The sequence below is a fragment of the Gardnerella swidsinskii genome (assembly GCF_003397705.1).
GTDB classification, from domain to species: Bacteria; Actinomycetota; Actinomycetes; order Actinomycetales; family Bifidobacteriaceae; genus Bifidobacterium; species Bifidobacterium swidsinskii.
Genome location: NZ_QJVB01000005.1, coordinates 28,512 through 45,932 on the forward strand (window position 1 = coordinate 28,512; position 17,421 = coordinate 45,932).

The 17,421-nt window shown below is 44.1% G+C and carries 11 protein-coding genes; 6 read left to right on the forward strand and 5 right to left on the reverse strand.

Going from position 1 to position 17,421, the window contains the following annotated elements; genetic code table 11:
* The first annotated feature begins 138 nt into the window (after window positions 1-138).
* From D0T18_RS06135 to D0T18_RS06145, 3 genes are all read left to right on the forward strand, one after another.
* A complete protein-coding gene (locus tag D0T18_RS06135) occupies window positions 139-990 on the forward strand; it encodes a carbohydrate ABC transporter permease (protein WP_004108156.1) in 852 nt (283 codons plus the stop codon).
* Window positions 987-1,820 carry a carbohydrate ABC transporter permease gene (locus tag D0T18_RS06140; RefSeq protein ID WP_004104804.1) on the forward strand — a complete coding sequence of 278 codons (834 nt, stop codon included), beginning with the start codon at window positions 987-989 and terminating at the stop codon, window positions 1,818-1,820. The genes D0T18_RS06135 and D0T18_RS06140 overlap by 4 nt, the downstream gene beginning before the upstream one ends.
* 187 nt (window positions 1,821-2,007) lie before the next feature.
* Window positions 2,008-2,616 (forward strand): YesL family protein, encoded by a 609-nt coding sequence (locus D0T18_RS06145; protein WP_102703477.1) that lies wholly within the window; start codon window positions 2,008-2,010, stop codon window positions 2,614-2,616.
* Between the two features lie 477 nt (window positions 2,617-3,093).
* On the opposite strand, the gene malQ is transcribed toward D0T18_RS06145, so the two are convergent.
* The 5 genes from malQ to D0T18_RS06170 all read right to left on the reverse strand — a co-directional run bounded on the left by malQ (window position 3,094) and on the right by D0T18_RS06170 (window position 11,659).
* The gene (gene malQ, locus D0T18_RS06150) at window positions 3,094-5,343 is read right to left on the reverse strand and encodes a 4-alpha-glucanotransferase (protein ID WP_116440684.1); all 2,250 of its coding nucleotides are present in this window, start codon (window positions 5,341-5,343) and stop codon (window positions 3,094-3,096) included.
* Between the two features lie 279 nt (window positions 5,344-5,622).
* Window positions 5,623-7,632, reverse strand: coding sequence for a type I pullulanase (gene pulA, locus D0T18_RS06155; protein ID WP_004108138.1), 2,010 nt, complete (start codon window positions 7,630-7,632; stop codon window positions 5,623-5,625).
* 311 nt (window positions 7,633-7,943) lie between these two features.
* Complete coding sequence (locus D0T18_RS06160; RefSeq protein ID WP_004104797.1) at window positions 7,944-8,867, reverse strand: sugar ABC transporter permease; 924 nt, start codon at window positions 8,865-8,867, stop codon at window positions 7,944-7,946.
* Entirely contained in the window at window positions 8,864-10,270 is a 1,407-nt protein-coding gene (locus D0T18_RS06165; protein WP_116440685.1) for a carbohydrate ABC transporter permease, read from the reverse strand. Before D0T18_RS06165 ends, D0T18_RS06160 begins: the two co-directional genes overlap by 4 nt.
* Window positions 10,271-10,429: 159 nt before the next feature.
* Window positions 10,430-11,659, reverse strand: a complete 1,230-nt coding sequence (locus tag D0T18_RS06170) for an extracellular solute-binding protein (RefSeq protein ID WP_004108134.1) — start codon at window positions 11,657-11,659, stop codon at window positions 10,430-10,432.
* Between the two features lie 258 nt (window positions 11,660-11,917).
* Between D0T18_RS06170 and D0T18_RS06175 the strand changes: the two genes are divergently transcribed.
* The 3 genes from D0T18_RS06175 to D0T18_RS06185 all read left to right on the forward strand — a co-directional run bounded on the left by D0T18_RS06175 (window position 11,918) and on the right by D0T18_RS06185 (window position 17,316).
* Window positions 11,918-13,618 carry an alpha-amylase family glycosyl hydrolase gene (locus tag D0T18_RS06175; protein ID WP_116440686.1) on the forward strand — a complete coding sequence of 567 codons (1,701 nt, stop codon included), beginning with the start codon at window positions 11,918-11,920 and terminating at the stop codon, window positions 13,616-13,618.
* Window positions 13,619-13,695: 77 nt separating this feature from the next.
* Window positions 13,696-14,532 (forward strand): TraX family protein, encoded by an 837-nt coding sequence (locus D0T18_RS06180; RefSeq protein WP_004108130.1) that lies wholly within the window; start codon window positions 13,696-13,698, stop codon window positions 14,530-14,532.
* 96 nt (window positions 14,533-14,628) lie between these two features.
* A complete protein-coding gene (locus tag D0T18_RS06185) occupies window positions 14,629-17,316 on the forward strand; it encodes a glycoside hydrolase family 31 protein (RefSeq protein WP_116440687.1) in 2,688 nt (895 codons plus the stop codon).
* Window positions 17,317-17,421: the final 105 nt, after the last annotated feature.

Genomic DNA, 17,421 nt, shown 5'->3' on the forward strand with positions numbered 1-17,421 from the left:
TTCTGATATTTGTTTGAAGTGACATATCGAAAATGACAACGTTTGACATAGCTAATTCATGTAGTAGAATGAAGTTATTGGTTCGGGACAGCGATGTCTACGTGGATGTCGCGCTCAAGGAGGAGAAAGTGACGAGTCATGATTAGTATGAGCGGAAAAGCAATACGTAAATGGTGGTGGTTATTTGCGCTGCCAACGTTTGCTGCGTTTATTGTTGGCTTCTTAGTGCCATTTATTATGGGTGTGTACTTGAGCTTTAGAAAATTCACTACTGTGACTGATGGTAAGTTTGTGGGTTTTCGTAACTACTATAGAGCTTTAAAAGATCCGCATCTTGTTTATTCGTTTTTGTTCACAACGCTTTTTGCAGTTATTACAACAATAATTATTAATGTTATTGCTTTTGCAATTGCGTACATGCTTACTAAGAAGTTCAAGGGCACGACGATATTCAGAGCCGTGTTCTTTATGCCAAATCTTATTGGCGGTATCGTTTTAAGCTATATTTGGCAGCTCTTGTTAAATGGTATACTCGGCTACTTCAATCGTACGATTACGTTCTCTGAAGTATTCGGTTTCTGGGGCCTTGTGATTGTTGTTTGCTGGCAGCAAATTGGCTATATGATGATTATTTATATCGCAGGAATGCAGGCTCTTCCAGGAGATGTTATGGAAGCAGCTGCTGTCGATGGTGCAAGCCCAAGGCAGACTTTATTCAAGATTACTATTCCATTGATGATGCCTTCTATTACTGTTTGCACATTCTTAACAATTACCAACGGCTTCAAGCTTTTCGATCAGAACTTCGCATTAACTAACGGTGGTCCGTCAAGGAAAACAGAGATGTTAGCTCTTAATATTTATAGAACTTTCACTACTCCAAGATGTGAAGGCGTTGGCCAGGCTCAGGCAGTCATGTTCTTCATTGTCGTGGCTGTTATTGCTATGGTTCAGAATATGCTCACTAGGTCGAAGGAGGTAGCGGCATGAACGAGAAAACAAAGCATCCTGCGTTATGGACTGTGCTGTTCACTCTTATAAGCTTGTTATGGATTTTCCCTATAGCTTTAGTGGTACTGAATTCTTTCAAGTCTAAGGTTGATATTGCAAGCAATCCTTTTACTTTTAGTTCAAAATCGTTTGTTGGAATGTCTAACTACGTATTAGGTTCAAATCGTACTGATTTTCCGATGAGTTTCCTCTGGACCATTGTTGTAACTGTTGGTTCTGTGATTCTCATTCTTCTGTGCACGTCAATGTGTGCATGGTGGATTGTTCGTGTGAACAATTGGGCAGCAAAACTTCTATACGTTTTGTTCCTGTTTAACATGATTGTGCCATTCCAGATGGTTATGTACACCCTTGCTTACATTACGAACACTTTGAAGTTGAATACTCCATGGGGATTGTGGATTATTTACTTAGGCTTTGGTGCAGGACTTGCAGTGTTTATTTTCACTGGTGTGATTAAGGGTATTCCGCAAGAACTCGAAGAGTCTGCAATGATTGATGGTGCTTCTGTGCCACGTATATTCTTCCAGATTATTGTGCCGATTATGCGACCTGCTATTATTTCGGTTTCAATCTTGCAGGCAATGTGGATTTGGAATGACTTCCTGCTTCCATTCTTGACGCTCGATCTCAACAAGTATAAGACTATTTCTATAGCTGTTCAGTATTTGAAGGGCGGCTATGGATCTGTCGAGATGGGCGCAATGATGGGCTGCTTGGTTATGGCAATTGTTCCAATCATAATCTTCTACCTCATCTGCCAGAAGTACATTATTAAAGGTGTTATGTCTGGTGCAGTAAAGGGATAAATTAATTCTCCTCCAAAATTCAAGTGGCAGTGAAAGCGGCGGTGTGTGCATACTATTACGTTTGTGCACACCGTCATTATTTTTAATAGTTACGTTAGTTTGTAATTAGGTGGTAGAGTTCGTTATTAGAGTATCTATAGATAGTAAAGCATAGGAATTGCGTCATAAAACCAGGAGATAGTATAGAATGATTTTCTCGTTTGGAAGCCCAGATTCAAAGTTTGCGCAAAGCATGGAAACATTTGCTGATGCCGTGTGGCTTACAATATTGATGATTTTAACAAGCATTCCTTTAATTACTATCGGTGCTTCTCTTTGTGCCGGTCATGATGCTGCAAGACGTACAGAGCAAGGTGAAGGACATATTACTGCAGCTTATTTTCGCGCGTTTGCTAGCAATTTTTTGGAATCTACTATTATTTGGGCTGTAATGGGACCAGTTTTGCTTGCTATTATTTGGCTATGGCTTTGCGTGTGGTTTACTCCACTTTTAATTATTAAATTTATTCTGAGCATATTGTGGGTTATTGTTGCCGAATGGGTGTTTGCATTACAAGCGCGTTTTAAAAATTCAATTGATAAAACAGTGGCTAATTCTCTTATTTTTGGTATTTCGTATTGGAAAGAAACTCTTATAATGACACTGCTAGATATAGTGTTTATTGTGTTAATATTTGCATCAATCGTATATTTGCCGCAGGGTTTGCCTTTGTTGGTATTCATTGGTTGGGGATCGCTTATTATGCTGCATACTCCGATTTTAGAGCGTGTATTTGCAAAGTATATTAAGAAGTAATTTCTGCGTTATGGCGTGACGACCTGCTTGAGCGCAGCATTGTGCGCGCGAAAGCAACTCGGAATGCCGAGCTTGCTTAGGGTTGAAAGCACGGTGTGCTTTCAACGCAAGCGGGGTCTGCCTTCGTCAATAAAGACGAAGGCAGGGCAGGTTTGTGTGGCTGTGCTTTAGAAATTAGGTTGTGACTGGTGTGCGCTGATGACCTGCTTGAGCGCTGCGATTTAGCGCGCGAGTGTTGCTGCTTATTTGTGTTATTGACGCAGATTACGTACTGCGCGAGTAACGGTGTTGAGGCAGGGGGTTTGCTTCTTACTCCATAACCCCCATAACCCCATAATTAATGAGGCGAGCACTATTATAGATGCTCGCCTCACATAGGACATCATGTAAGAAATATTTTGATTTGCTACTATGCAAATCATATTCCTTACGAGAGGGGGGGAATAGAGTCAGTTCATCGGTAAACCAACTATTAAATTATACATGCTTCCGTGTATTTTCGCCGCGCATAACTGCCGTCATAGATAGCACTCGTGGTGACTTAAATACTTCATCGGTGTGAACTACACGACCATCAGCATCAGCAAGTGGAATACGCCAGTTTGGATACTCTGTACTAGTTCCAGGCTGATTCTGTGAACGCCTCTCGCCGACAGCATCAACCAAAGCTACTTGCAAAAGCAAAGATGGGGAAGTGAGCATAATTGCATGCATAGCTTCCACAATCTCTTGTACATGACCTTCAACATCCTCAGCAGCATCTTTGCTAATCCAACCGTTCTCAAGAAGCATCTTCATCATTGCATCGCGTTCAGCTTGAGCAGCCTCCTGGAACGTTTCTACGGAGTCTGTAAGCAGATGAAGTTGCTCGCGAAGCTTGACATGCTCAAAGGCAAGATAACCAGCTGTAGGTGGCATATCGTGCGTAGTAACGGAAGCAAGAGCATACTCTCGATATGTAGACGGATTAGCAAAAATAATTTGCTTCTTTCCAGCCTTCTTAGTAGTGGCTTCAGCTTCGTCGTCGTGGGTGAACCACTCAACAACAGTGCCAAGCACGCCATGAGATGCAAGAACCTTAGAAACATACTTCGGCACAGTGCCCAAATCTTCGCCAATAACAACACCGCCTGCGCGAGTTGCTTCAATAGTGAGAACTGCGAGCATTGCATCTACGTTGTAGTACACATACGCGCCGTTTCTAGCACCCTGTCCTTGTGGAATCCACCATAAGCGGAACAATCCAAGAACGTGATCAATACGAGCAGCTCCTGCATGCAAGAACACGTTATGAACCATGTCTCGGTAAGCAATATAGCCAGTTTCATCCAAATAATTTGGATCGAATGGAGGTTGACCCCAATCCTGACCTTGCTGGTTGTAGAAATCAGGAGGAGCACCGACGCTTACACCATTAGCAAATCGTTCCGGACTCCACCAAACGTCAGCACCGTAGCCGTGTACGCCAACTGCCATGTCTTGCATAAGACCAATTGCCATACCAGCAGCTTTAGCTTCAGCGTGAGCTGCAGCAACTTGCTCATCAGCAATCCACTGAAGCCAACGATGGAACTCAAACAAGTCAGCATGTTCGCGCTTAAGTCGCTCAATTTGCGGAGTGCCTTTGCCTGTAGTGTCAAACCACAAATTCTCGCCCCAAGGAGCACCCCAAACCTCAAACGCAACACACCAAGTTGCAAAAGCGTCAAGATCTTCACCAGAACGATGCTTAAACTCACTAAACTCGCGCTCGCGCTCGGTAGAACGAGGTTGCTTGAAAATAATACGCAACGCAGGAAGCTTGGCATCCCATGCAGCGTTGATATCTATAGGATTTGGATTATTGTTTTGAGGAGCAATAGACTCATGTAATTGCTCTACTTTAGCAAGATCTTCGCCACTTAATTCAGCATATTCCGGAATATCTTGCGGACGAATATAAGTGACATTCAAGAACCTACGAGACTCAGGCAAGTACGGTGAAGGCTCAAGAGGTGTTACTGGAGCGCACGCATGAATTGGATTAATCAGCATAAAATCAGCCTTGCCGATTTCTCCAGCATCCTTAAGTAGGCGACGCAAATCGCCATAATCGCCAATTCCCCAAGAATCTTTTGAACGCACAGAATACATTTGCGTCATGAATCCCCAACGGTGCTTTTGCTTAACGCTTTCAGGCAATGGAATACGCGCAGGTGCGGCAATCAATGTGACATCAGCATGTTGAGCCGTCTCGCCATTCGCGCTGATTACTTTGGCATGCAAAGTGTGGTAGCCCATTGGCAAATCATCCGGAAGCTCAATGAACAAATCTCCATTGTCTTCGGATTGAATATCGCCTAACGAGCCTTCATAATCTGTTCCATCTTCGAGTGTAAGAGAAATATGAATTTGCTCTTTTTTGGCATCTCCTGCGTGAATTGGTACGCAAGTTTTTGCGCCATTAAACGAAACGACAGTTGGTGGCAATAACTCGCTAGAGCGTTTGCGCTGAACCTTCTCGTATGAAATTGCAATATTGTCTTGAGTGTCGGCAGGCATGCCTAATGCATCAAGTACTCCAACTAATGCTTCATCTGTAATTTCGGTGTAGCTTCCTTGCTGATCAATATAAAAAGTGGCAACGCCGCACGCCTTAGCAAGCTTAATAAGTGGACGTGCAAGACGTTCTGCGCTTTCTTCCATAGGCTTATCAGCATCAGCTTTGCCAGTAGCTGTTGTTGTCATGGTGCTCCTTCTACTTTATGATTTGGCACATTCCTAACATCGTCGTAAGCGTGCCAAATGTGCAACTATGGCGATAGCGTGTAAATCAATACATCTCTGGATTGAAATACACCCTGCCTGTCAATTATATAAATACCTGACATCGTTTGCAAATTAGCGTTGCGACATATTTGCTAGTTTTTATAAGTAATTGCAACTAAACACAAGTGTTGTGATTACTCATGTTTAGTTGCAATCGTCTGACAGTTTATTATTTTTTTTTTACTTACTAAAACGCAATTACTTGTTGCTAAGCACAACAAAAGTTCTGATAGGCAAGTGTAGGGTAGCAGCGCTTTTTTCAGTTGTAATATTTACCGCGGTGTCAGGTTGTTTTCCAGTCCACTTAGCAAAATAATCACTTGAATTAAGTACGCAATGCCACTCTTGAGCCTTTGCGCTATGAATAGCAGGTAGCTGAATAGTTGCATCTTCATGATACATAGGATTTGCGCAAACAATTAAATTATTGCCAATGCGCGTAGCCAAAACAGTATGGTTAGACGTTTCAAGTTGTTTGCGTTTGCCATCATACAATGAGCTATATTCAGCGCGAAGCTTTATAAGTGCACGATACCATTGAACAAGCGGATTGAAACGTTCAGCGCGCGCCCAGTCAAGCTGGTTCATTAGTACACCGCGATTATAAGAATTATCGCAACCGTGCTTAGTACGTCCAAACTCTTCTCCGCTTAGCATAAACGGCGTGCCTGCAGAGCACAAAACAATTCCAGCTGCAAACATATTAGCGTTCAAAATATCCGCAACTTGTTGTGCATCTTGAGCGTCAAACTCAAAATCGCTAGCATTCTCGCGCATAGAGATACAAAGCTTATCCCAGAAAGTCAAATCGTCGTGAGCAGAAGTATATTGAACAATCTGTCCAACTTCTTTACCTGCAGAAGGAGTATCACGCCATGCATTAAGAGTTTGGCGAGCCGCATCTGAGCACCAGAGCTCATTGCCATTTACATACCCGCGGTCGAGATGGTTCATGACGTTGCCTTTGAGGGAATCGCGAGACTCGTCACTAAACCAGCCTATGCGCTCGTTAAGAGTGCTTCTGCCGTCTTTATCTCCCATCGGAACTTTTTCATCAACAGCAGGATCCGAAGCACTCCACGGTTCTCCATACATAACAATATCTTTACCGCCAGGAAGCTCATCTAATGCAGCTCGTGCCTGATTTAAGGTTTCAGTATCAGTCAATCCCATAAGATCAAAACGGAAACCATCAATGTGATAGCAGCGTGCCCAATGCAGCAAAGATTCAATAATAAACCTGCGGAACATAGGATGTTCAGAAGCCATTTCATTTCCACAGCCAGAGCCGTTAGCAAAAGATCCGTCAGAGTCTCGCCTGCAGAAATACCCAGGAGCCATGCATTCGAAAGCGTTTTCTGCAGACTTGTACATGTGATTATAAACAACATCCATAATTACGCGTTGGCCATTAGCATGTAATGCCGCAATCATTGCTTTGCATTCGCGAATTCGCGCAGTGCCGTCGTAAGGATTGCTAGAATAAGCACCTTCAGGAACGTTGTAAGCGTGAGGATCATAACCCCAGTTGTATAGAGAATCTAATTCTTCTGCTGAAGCACCGTTTTTGCGCGCATTGTCGATTGCGGATTCGTCAACTGTTGCAAAATCGTAAATAGGTTCGAGTTGCACATGAGTAATGCCAAGCTGCTTTAAATAATCCAAGCCAGTAGGGAAGTTGCATTCAGAAGAATCTGGATTTTGCAAAGATGTATGTTCATCAGTAAAAGCGAGATATTGGCCTCTATGCTCTGGCTTAAAGCCGCCATTAGGATTGCTGCTGAAATCTGCAACATGCGTTTCCCACACAACCATTGCATGACGCACAAACTTAGGAGACTTATCTTTATGCCAATTGGCAGGAGACACTCGCTCATCGTCTATGACAAGGCTGCGCTCACCATTTACACCGCTCGCTACACCCCAAGGGTCACTAGTTCGATTTACTGTGCCATCTTGGAAAGTAACAAGATAATCGTAGTATATGCCGTCTAAACGCTTACGGAAATTAATCCGCCAAGCTCCGTCATGCAACGGTTTCAATTCGTGTGTTTGAATTGGCTCACTGTTGTTTCCGGTTTCAAAAAGTCTTAACGTCACATTCTGTGCAGTTGGTGCCCATACAGTAAATGTTGTAGATTTAGCGTTTAAAGTAAATCCAAGAGGTCCTTCGTATACAGGCCATGTTGCCGAAGATGGAGTCGTCATATAGGGTATCCTTCTTCCTTCGCTATTTTGCGAATTGTCTAAATTTTCTAAATTATTTAATCGTATTAGTAATTATACAGTTTTTAAATTTTATTATTTACTTATTGTTCTGTTATCAAGTTTTTTTATGTTTTGCGGCACTATTTGGCTAAACACGGTAGGGTTTATGCGATAGCCATTATCGTATTAAGTCAAACGGCGAGTGTGTTAAGTTATTTTTTATTTTTACGTGTTCGTGTTGTCTAGCGAAAGAGAAGGCTGAAACGCTCGAAAGCGTCTCAGCCTTCAGTAGATTTATATCCTGTAAATTATCAGCCTTTAACGGAGCCAGACATGGACTCTTCGTAGAAGCGCTGCATAATAATGAACAGGATTACGATTGGTATGGAAATGCACACAGCGCCTGCCGCGAATGCAGCGTACCAATCAGGTAGATACTTTTTGGTAAGCATCTCCATTAATCCGTAAGCAACTGTGTAGTTTTCCTTATTGTCTCTCACTACTGTCTTCACCATAACGAAGTCTAGCCATGGTCCCAAGAATCCAGTAATTGCTTGGAACACAATCATAGGCTTGCAGATTGGAACAATAATCTTCCAGAATACTTGCCACTTTGTGCATCCATCCAAGTATGCAGCTTCATCCAAAGACTTTGGAATAGTATCCATGTAGCCCTTCATAATGTAGAAGCCGGCACCGCTACCTGCAGAATAAACGATAATAAGTGCGATTAATACAATCGAACCTTTTGTTAAACCAAGAGCCTTCAAAATGAAGTAGATAGCAATAACAGCCATGATACCTGGGAACATACCAAGAATCAGAGCAAGATTCATGAATGTCTTACGTCCTTTGAAACGGAGACGAGACATGCAGAAGGACACCGCTAACACAAACACCAAAGAAATAATGCACACGAAAATTGACACAATCAAAGTGTTGAGGAACATTCGTGGGAAATTAATGTCATCGGTATCGGTAAATAACTTTATATAGTTATTTAGTGAGTATTCAGTTGGGAAGAAGGTTTTCTGATAGGAACCAGTGTTCTTGTTGAAGCTTTCTAACAAAACCCACAAGATTGGAATCAGCCAAATAACTGACAACACCAGCAAGAACAAATGTGAGAAAGTATCTCCAATTACTCTTCTGACATGTTGATCTTTAAGGAAAGAAACACTACGAGTGCTCTTTACAACAGCTTCTTCGTTCTTAGTTGTAGTTTTATCACTCACCGGAATCCCTCCTCATTCTTGTAAGATCCAGAGTTGCGATACGTAATCAGTGCTACGACAGCAAGCACAATGAACGTCAAAATACCAATTACTGCACCTGCGTTGTAGTTTTGCTGGTCAACAGTCAACTTGTAGAGCCATGTGATAAGCAAGTCGGTGCCGCCTGCACTGTTGACTTTGCTACTTGCTGGACCACCTTTTGTTAAGAGGTAAATAACGTTGAAGTTATTGATGTTGCCAGTAAAGGTAGTAATCAAATATGGAGTCATAACAAAGATGATGTACGGCATTGTGACGTTCATGAAACGTTGCCACCAACCTGCGCCATCGAGCTCTGCAGCTTCGTAAAGTTCTGCAGGAACGTTTTGCAAGATACCTGTAATCTGCATGATGGTGAATGGAATACCAACCCAAAGATTGATAAGAATTACCGTCACTCGAGCCCAAGTTACATCCGTAAGGAAAGGAAGCTCCTGATGTATCCAACCGTTTTGCTTAAAGACAATGTTAATAACACCGTTCTGGCTAAGCATATTGTTCATAATAAGCAATGAAACAAACTGTGGAACTGCAATTGTAAGGGAGAAGCAAGTTCGCCACAATCCCTTAAGACGAGTGGACTTTCTATTGATTATCATTGCAATGAACATGCCGAGGAAGAAGTTCAGGAAGGTTGCAAGGAATGCCCAAACAAGAGTCCAGATTAATACGTCAAAGAATACGTCAGCTTTAATTAAATCACTTTTTCCGGTTAAGAATTGAGAAAAAACGTCTAACCCAATCCAACTGAATTTTTGTTGATGATTCTCGTCATAGCTTGTGAAAGCCATAGAAATCATGAAGAACAATGGCAAAATTGTGAATAACACAATGCCAGCAGTTGGAAGAGTCATAAAACCGACGTGTGCTTTTTCGTCAAGAAGAGTCTTCGCATCATCAATGAAATTAAGTGGCTTCTTGCCGTCTGCCATTACAGATTGCGCTTTGTACGCGCTGCGAAGAGCGAGAGTTGCCAGATATACAAGCAATACAATCGCTAATATCGACATAACTCCATACAGTAAAATTTCTACAGAATTATCGCCTGCACTGTATCGCCAGAATCCGTTGACTTTAACTCTGCCCTGTTCTACTGTGCCAAGAGTGTTGAGTTTTGGAAGATAATCCAATCCAATTGTAAATAAGAATACGAATAAAGTTGCTTCGCACGCTAAGAATATAACGCCTTTGATGTATTGCTTGCGGACAAAATTGCCAAAGCCAAATATGACAACAGAAATCCATGAAAGAATGTCCGCATGTTTTGCAGCCTCTTTCAGTGAATAAGGTGAAGGAGCAAAGCGTTCTGCAGTTGACGTCTTCTTCTGGCGTCTTTCTCGCTTTGTGGATGTCGTGCCAGTCATGACATGCCTTTCATGTAAACAAAATTATTTTGTAGAAGATAAACAATGCGCCCCACCCCTTGCCGGAGCGGGGGCTGGGGCGCATTGTTTTACTCAAAGTGCATAAAACACTGCTTATGCATCTATTTAGATTTGTTGGCTAGAGTAAGTTTTGTTTACTTACTTCTCTAAGCCCTTAGCAAATTCTGCGGTCTGCGCGGCAGCATTATCGCCAGTAATCTTACCGGTGGAGATAGAAGTGCCGAATGCTTGAACTGGATCCCAGAACTTACCCATTTCAGGAATTGCTGGCTGCAAGACAGAAGTCTTAGCAATGGTTTCCATCTGAGCAACAGCAGCTGGCTCTGCCTTTACGCTGTCAGCAAGGGACTTGTCAGAAGGAATTGCACCTTCCTTTTCGAAAGCAATCTGCTGGGACTTCTTGGAGCCCAAGAATGCAGCGAACTTAGCAGCCATCTCTGGAGACTTGGTGTTGGTGTTGTAAGCAACAGCCTTAGAACCAGCGAAGGACTTCATCTGGTGCTCGCCAGACTCAGTCTTGAAGGTTGGAAGAGCAGCTGCAGCATAGTTATCCTTCAAGGCGTCCTTAACCTTGGCTGCATCCCAAGAACCGGAGAACATTGCATCAACGGAGCCGTCCTTCAAGCCAGCCAAGCCGCGACCATTTCCATCAAGTACGAAGTGCTTTTCGTTTCCAACGAGCTTTGTTGCAATGTACTTGGTAACTTCAGCAGCCTTATCACTGAGCTTCATGCCAGCCTTAGCATCGTTTCCATTTTCGCCGAAGAGCGTCATATTGCCATCGAGGTAGAAGCCTGGGAGATACCAAGCATTAGCAAGATCGAATGAAACCTTGCCCTTTTCAAGCATCTTGTCGAGGGACTTAACGTCATCAGCGGAGAACTTGGACTTGTTGTAGTACATGAACCAAGTGTTGCCGGTGTAAGGAACGCCGTAAAGTTTACCGTCCTGAGCGGTAACAGACTTGATCAAAGTATCTTCGTTCTGTTCCTTAACTTGCTTTGTGGCGTCATCGCTTAATTCGCCGATTGCTCCAGCCTTTACCAAGTCGCCGAGCTGATCGTTAGGGAAGAGGAACACATCAGCAGCAGCCTTAGCATCCTGCTTAACAGCCTTAGCAGCGTCTGGTGGCTCAACAACAGCGTTCTTGAAAGTAACGTTTGGATTTTCCTTCTTGAATTCTGCTTCAACAGTCTTAATCCAGCCGCCATCTTTCTGATCGTCAGCAGAACCCCAAACGGTGAGCTGAACAGGTGCTGAATCAGCAGCCTTCTTAGCGCTATTGTTAGTGCTTGAACCGCAAGCTGCAAATCCAAACAAAGTAGCAACTGCAAGACCTGCACCCAGCATCTTCTTAATATTCGTCATCCTTGACCTCCTATATCATGCCAAAAACTGGCATATCATTTGGTGGCGTAGTAACGGACTCCGTTGTGGCGCAACATCGCGATTGCTGCGTAGAGCAGCGTCACAAGTCTCACAAATCCGTTCGTAAGCACTGTGTAGTATACACGGATATCGTGTCGTTTGCAAATGAGTGGCGGGTTAATCTGTATATTTCGCCCTATAAATTTTTTCAAGTGGTTGCGTGTAAACTAAATAGCACAACGCTAGAAGGGTGAAATAATGGCATTATACGATCATGCTCAGTGGCTTAAAGACGCGGTTTTTTACGAAATCTATCCGCAAAGTTTTTGTGATTCCAATGGCGATGGCATAGGTGACATTCAAGGAATTATCAAAAAGTTAGACTATGTAAAATCGCTTGGCTGCAACGCAATTTGGCTTAATCCTTGCTATGACTCGCCTTTTAAAGATGCGGGCTATGACGTGCGCGACTACAAAAAAGTAGCTGCTCGCTATGGCACTAACGAAGACTTGCAGCAGCTTTTTAGTGAAGCTCACAATCAAGGAATCCGCATGTTGCTTGACTTAGTGCCGGGTCATACGAGTGAAGAACACGAGTGGTTTAAGGAAAGTTCGAAAGCTGAAGAAAACGAGTTTAGCAAGCGATATATTTGGACAGACAGTGCGTTTAGCGGCTATTCTATGCCGTTTATTGGCGGTGAAACTGAGCGTGACGCCACTTATATTCTAAACTTCTTCAAATGTCAGCCTGCATTAAACTACGGTTTTGCACATAGGGATCGAGCTTGGCAATCCGCTCCAGATTCCAAAGAAGCGGCAGAAACTCGCGCTGCAATGGTTGATATTATGCGATTTTGGCTTTCGCTTGGTGCGGATGGATTCCGAGTTGATATGGCTGATTCGCTTGTAAAAAACGATGACAATAATGGCGAAGGAAGTCTTGGAAAAGACAATACAATTCGCGCATGGCAGGAAATGCTTGGCACTGTAAAAGAAGAGTATCCGCAGGCTGCTTTTGTGTCCGAATGGGGCAGACCGCGTCAGGCTCTTGCTGCCGGATTCGACATGGACTTCTATTTGAATTGGCGCTGGGATGGCAATCCTAATGGTTATGCGCGTTTACTTCGTGACGTTGATAACGCTTTAGATAACAATTCTGAGCGCGATCACAGCTACTTTAATGCGCACGGTGGCGGAAGCATTTGCCCATTCTTGGACGACTACTGCCCGCAGTATGAATCAACCTGTAATCAAGGCTACTTTAGTTTCATCACATGCAATCACGATACGCCGCGTCTTGCTCCGCGTCTTGACGATCGTGAGCGTCGCGTGGCTTTCGGCATGATACTCACTATGCCAGGCGTGCCATTCGTGTATTATGGCGACGAAATTGGCATGAAATATCGCGATATCCCAACAAAAGAAGGCGGCTACGCTCGTACGGGCACTCGTACGCCAATGCAATGGGACGATGCAAAGAATTTTGGCTTCTCAATGGCTGCAAAATCTAAATTATACTTGCCTGTTGAAGCGCGAGCAGACGGAAGAACTTGCGCAAATTCTCGAAAACAAGCAGTGGGGAGTGGTGAAATTCCAACTGTTTCTGCGCAAATTAATTGCGAAGATTCCTTCCTTTCGTGGGTGCGCTCGCTTATTGCGCTTCGTCATAGCCGCAAATCTTTGCAAGCTGACGCTTCTTGGAGAGTGCTGTATGCTCCTGTTGACGGGCGCGGCTTTGCTTACGAGCGTTGCGCAAAAGGTGACGCAGGAGAATCAGCTGTGGAACGAAGCATTGTGGTTATGAACCCAGGTGTAAATAGTGAAACAGTTTCATTAGAAGCATTAGCGAATCTTACGCAAGAATCTGCTTACAATCCATTACTGAAAATTGGAGAAATATCAGTTGATGGTGATTGCTTAACACTCGGCGCTCAAAGTTTTGCAGTGTTTGGAATGTAAATTACAGGTTAGGTAGATACGCGACTACGGATAAAGTTTATATAAACTAGGTATGCGCAAATAAACAAGGACGTGCAATGAGTATTAATAGTGGTAAAGCAATAATGCGTGATAGCGGTAACGCGAATAAGGAAATGCTTGATGCAAACGGCAAACCAATTCGTGCTGACCGTAACATAAAAACTGGAATCACGCTCAATAAACTCAAAATGCTCGGCGCTTTTATGCTTATGCTAGGTGCATTTAGTAACACAGTAATTGCACGAATGTTCGGCGGAACAGTAACCAATAATATGTTTGCATTGACAGTCATATTAGTTTGTGAATTTATAAGCTGGACTGCAGTGCCATGGTATGCGTGGATACTAGTACGCGGATACCATAACACGCATAATTTGAATCTTTACATGTTGAGATTGCTGATTTTAGCAGTGGTTTGCGAAGTTCCATACGATTTGGTGAATTCAAAATGTTTGTTCGACATGCGTTCGCAAAATCCTGTATTTGCAATGGTTATTTCCCTATTCGTACTTTCGAGTATAGATACAATTAGGGAACGTTTAAGCGGATTTAGTAAAGGTTTTGCTATTACCGTGCTTATCATTGCGGGTCTTCTTTGGAATTTGATAGGAAAAGTTTTTGTGCAGCATGGAATTTTCTTCGGCGGCGTAACTTTGCTTATTTTCGTACTTCTTTTTGAATTATTAAAAAAGCGCGAAATTACTATGGAGATGACTGCAGGAATGTTCGGCGCTATGTCGATGCTTACACCTGGTATTGGTGTAGCTGTGTTGCATTATCGTAGCCCTTATGGTGATGGTCCTAAAAACTCGACGACGTTCCGTTGTGTTATGTATGCGTGGTATCCGCTGATGTTGATCATTGCGTCAGTGTTTGCAGTATACATTCATTAAAGTTATAAGTTGTAAGCAAACAAAATAATACATAAAATAATACATAAAATTGTTAATAAGCAAAGTTGCAAGGTAACAGCAGAGATGTGCAGTAGTATGGACTCTTCCAAGTTGGGAATTTTTTATAAGTACGCAACTGATTCAAATGCAAAGGCGCAGGATAGTCAGGTAATTAAGGGCGAAAAGTGGCGAATTACGGTTATTACAGATTCGCTTATTCGTCTTGAATGGAGCGATGATGGAAAGTTTGTTGACAATCCTACGCAAACTGTAATCTGCCGCAATTTTGCTCACAAAAGCGCGGACGCTCAGCCGCAATTTAGTGCGCGCACAAACGAAAATGAATGGCTGGAAGTCGAAACTGAAAAGCTGCATCTTACTTATAATTGCGAAGCTTTTAGCAAAGAAGGTTTAAGTATTGTTGTGCGCGGAGTGCCGTGCACGCAGTTTAATACGTGGCATTACGGCGACGCGTGCCCGGGAAATCTTCTTGGAACTTTTAGAACTTTGGATCAGGCGAATGGCCCGGTAAAACTTGGTAAAGGAATACTTTCGCGCGACGGATGGTCTATTTTAGACGATTCTGCAACTTGCGAAATTGCTCCGGCTGAGGAAATAAATGGCAAACCAAACCCGTATGGGGCTTGGGTTAAGTCGCGTGCGCAAAAAGTTAGCGAGCAATCAGGTAGATACAAGGACTTGTATTTCTTCGGTTACGGACACCGCTATATTCAAGCAATTCAAGACTTTTATAAGCTTACGGGCGCTCAGCCGCTGCTGCCACGTTTTGCGCTAAGCAATTGGTGGAGCCGCTACTATCGCTACCGTCAAGACGAATATTTGCAATTGCATAATCGTTTTAAGCGCGAAGGCATACCTTTTAGCACGGCTGTTATTGACATGGATTGGCATGTTACTGATGTTGATCCGAAGTATGGATCCGGTTGGACGGGCTATACGTGGAACGAGGAACTTTTCCCGGATCATCGTGCTTTTTTGCGTAAACTTAACGCTGCTGGATTGTCTCCAACTTTGAACTTGCATCCGCGCGACGGCGTGCGTGCGTTTGAAAAAGATTATCCGCAAGTTGCGCAAGATGCTGGCATTGATCCGGCAAGCGGCAAAGCTGTGGAATTTGATTTAACGAATCCGCAGTTTGTGAAGGCTTACTTCAACATGCATCATCGTATGGAAGATGAAGGCGTGCGATTTTGGTGGATTGACTGGCAGCAGGGGGGAGTTACGCGCGAGCCTGGCTTGGATCCTCTTTGGATGCTGAACCACATGCATTATGAGGACGCTGCGCGCGAAGGTCGATGGCCTATTACGTTCTCTCGTTATGCTGGCCCTGGTTCGCATCGCTACCCAGTTGGATTCTCGGGAGATACCGTTACTACTTGGGATTCGCTTGCTTTCCAAACTTACTTCACTTCTACAGCTTCCAATATTGGCTACGGATGGTGGAGTCACGATATTGGCGGACACATGCTTGGCGTTAGAAATAACGAGTTGGAAGCGCGATGGTACGCTTTCGGCGCGTTTAGTCCTATTAATCGTTTGCACTCTACTTGCTCGCCATTCGCTGGAAAAGAGCCGTGGAATTTCCCTCGGGAGACTCGCGAAGCAATGGTGAAAATGCTTCGTTTGCGCGCGGAACTTTTGCCATACGTTTATACGATGAATTATCGCGCGGCTTTTGATGGCAGGCCGATTATTGAGCCAATGTACTGGCAGTCGCCGGAAGTTGGAATGGCTTACGAAATTCCTAACGAGTACCGTTTTGGAAGCGAGCTTATAGTATCGCCGATTGTTTCGCCTAACGACGCGGCTGCTTTGCGCGGATGTGCTGGAGTTTGGTTGCCGGAAGGCGATTGGTACGATTTGTTTGACGGACGCAGGTATGTGTCTCGCGGCTGGAATGGCCGCAGATTTGAAGCGTGGCGCTCACTTGACCGCGTGCCGGCTTTTGCGCGCGCTGGAGCGATTGTGCCTCTGCAAGTTTTGCCGGAAGTTGCAGATTGCGAGCGTAGTGCTGAGACCGCTGAATCTGTTAATAGCATTGAAAATCCGCGGGCTTTGCGAGTTCTTGCATTCCCTGGAGCTGACGGCGAATTTGTGATGCGAGAAGATAACGGCGATTTTGCTGCCGCGTCTGCTGGAAATACTGCTAATACACGTATGAATTTTGTGTGGCGAGACGGCAATGGTTCTTCGCAATTTATTATTTCCGGTGTTGCAGGATGTGATGCTGCCGTAGAATCTGTGCCGCAAAAACGCAACTGGAACGTTGTATTTAGAGGAGTTGCTTGCATAGATTTTGCTCACGCGCGCGTGTTTGTTGGGAGCCGAGAGCTTAACACAAGCGAGTTTGCGGTTTCTTACGAAGGCGAAGAGGCGACTTTGAGCTTGTCGGTTTCTGTGAAAGACGTGCCAGCTCGTTCGGAAGTTTGCGTAATTGTTGACGGTGGATTGCAAATCGCTGCCGACCCTAAAGTTGGCGACGCTTACCGATTCCTGCTTCAAGCGCAAGTGCCGTACAGAGGCAAGGAAATGGCTTTTGATGCAGTGCGAGATGCTGGCGGAAGTGCAAGCGCTATTGCTGCAATCTCAACTCTTGAATACGAAAACGAATCGGAAGCAGAAAAGTATCGCAACAGCGTTGATATGCTTAACGCTTACGCAACTGATCAGCCTTCCGTAGTGAAGTGGGCGCAATGGCGTTGCGCACTGCCGGTTTCGGTAAAGCATGCGCTTGAGGAGATTTTGCTGCGCTCGGTTGAGTAATTCCGTCAGCGCGAGCGCGACGACCTGCCTGAGCGCATAGAGCGTAGCGCGCGAAGGCAACTCGGAGCGGAAACTCGCTTAAGTTGGAAGTCCAGTGGACTTCCA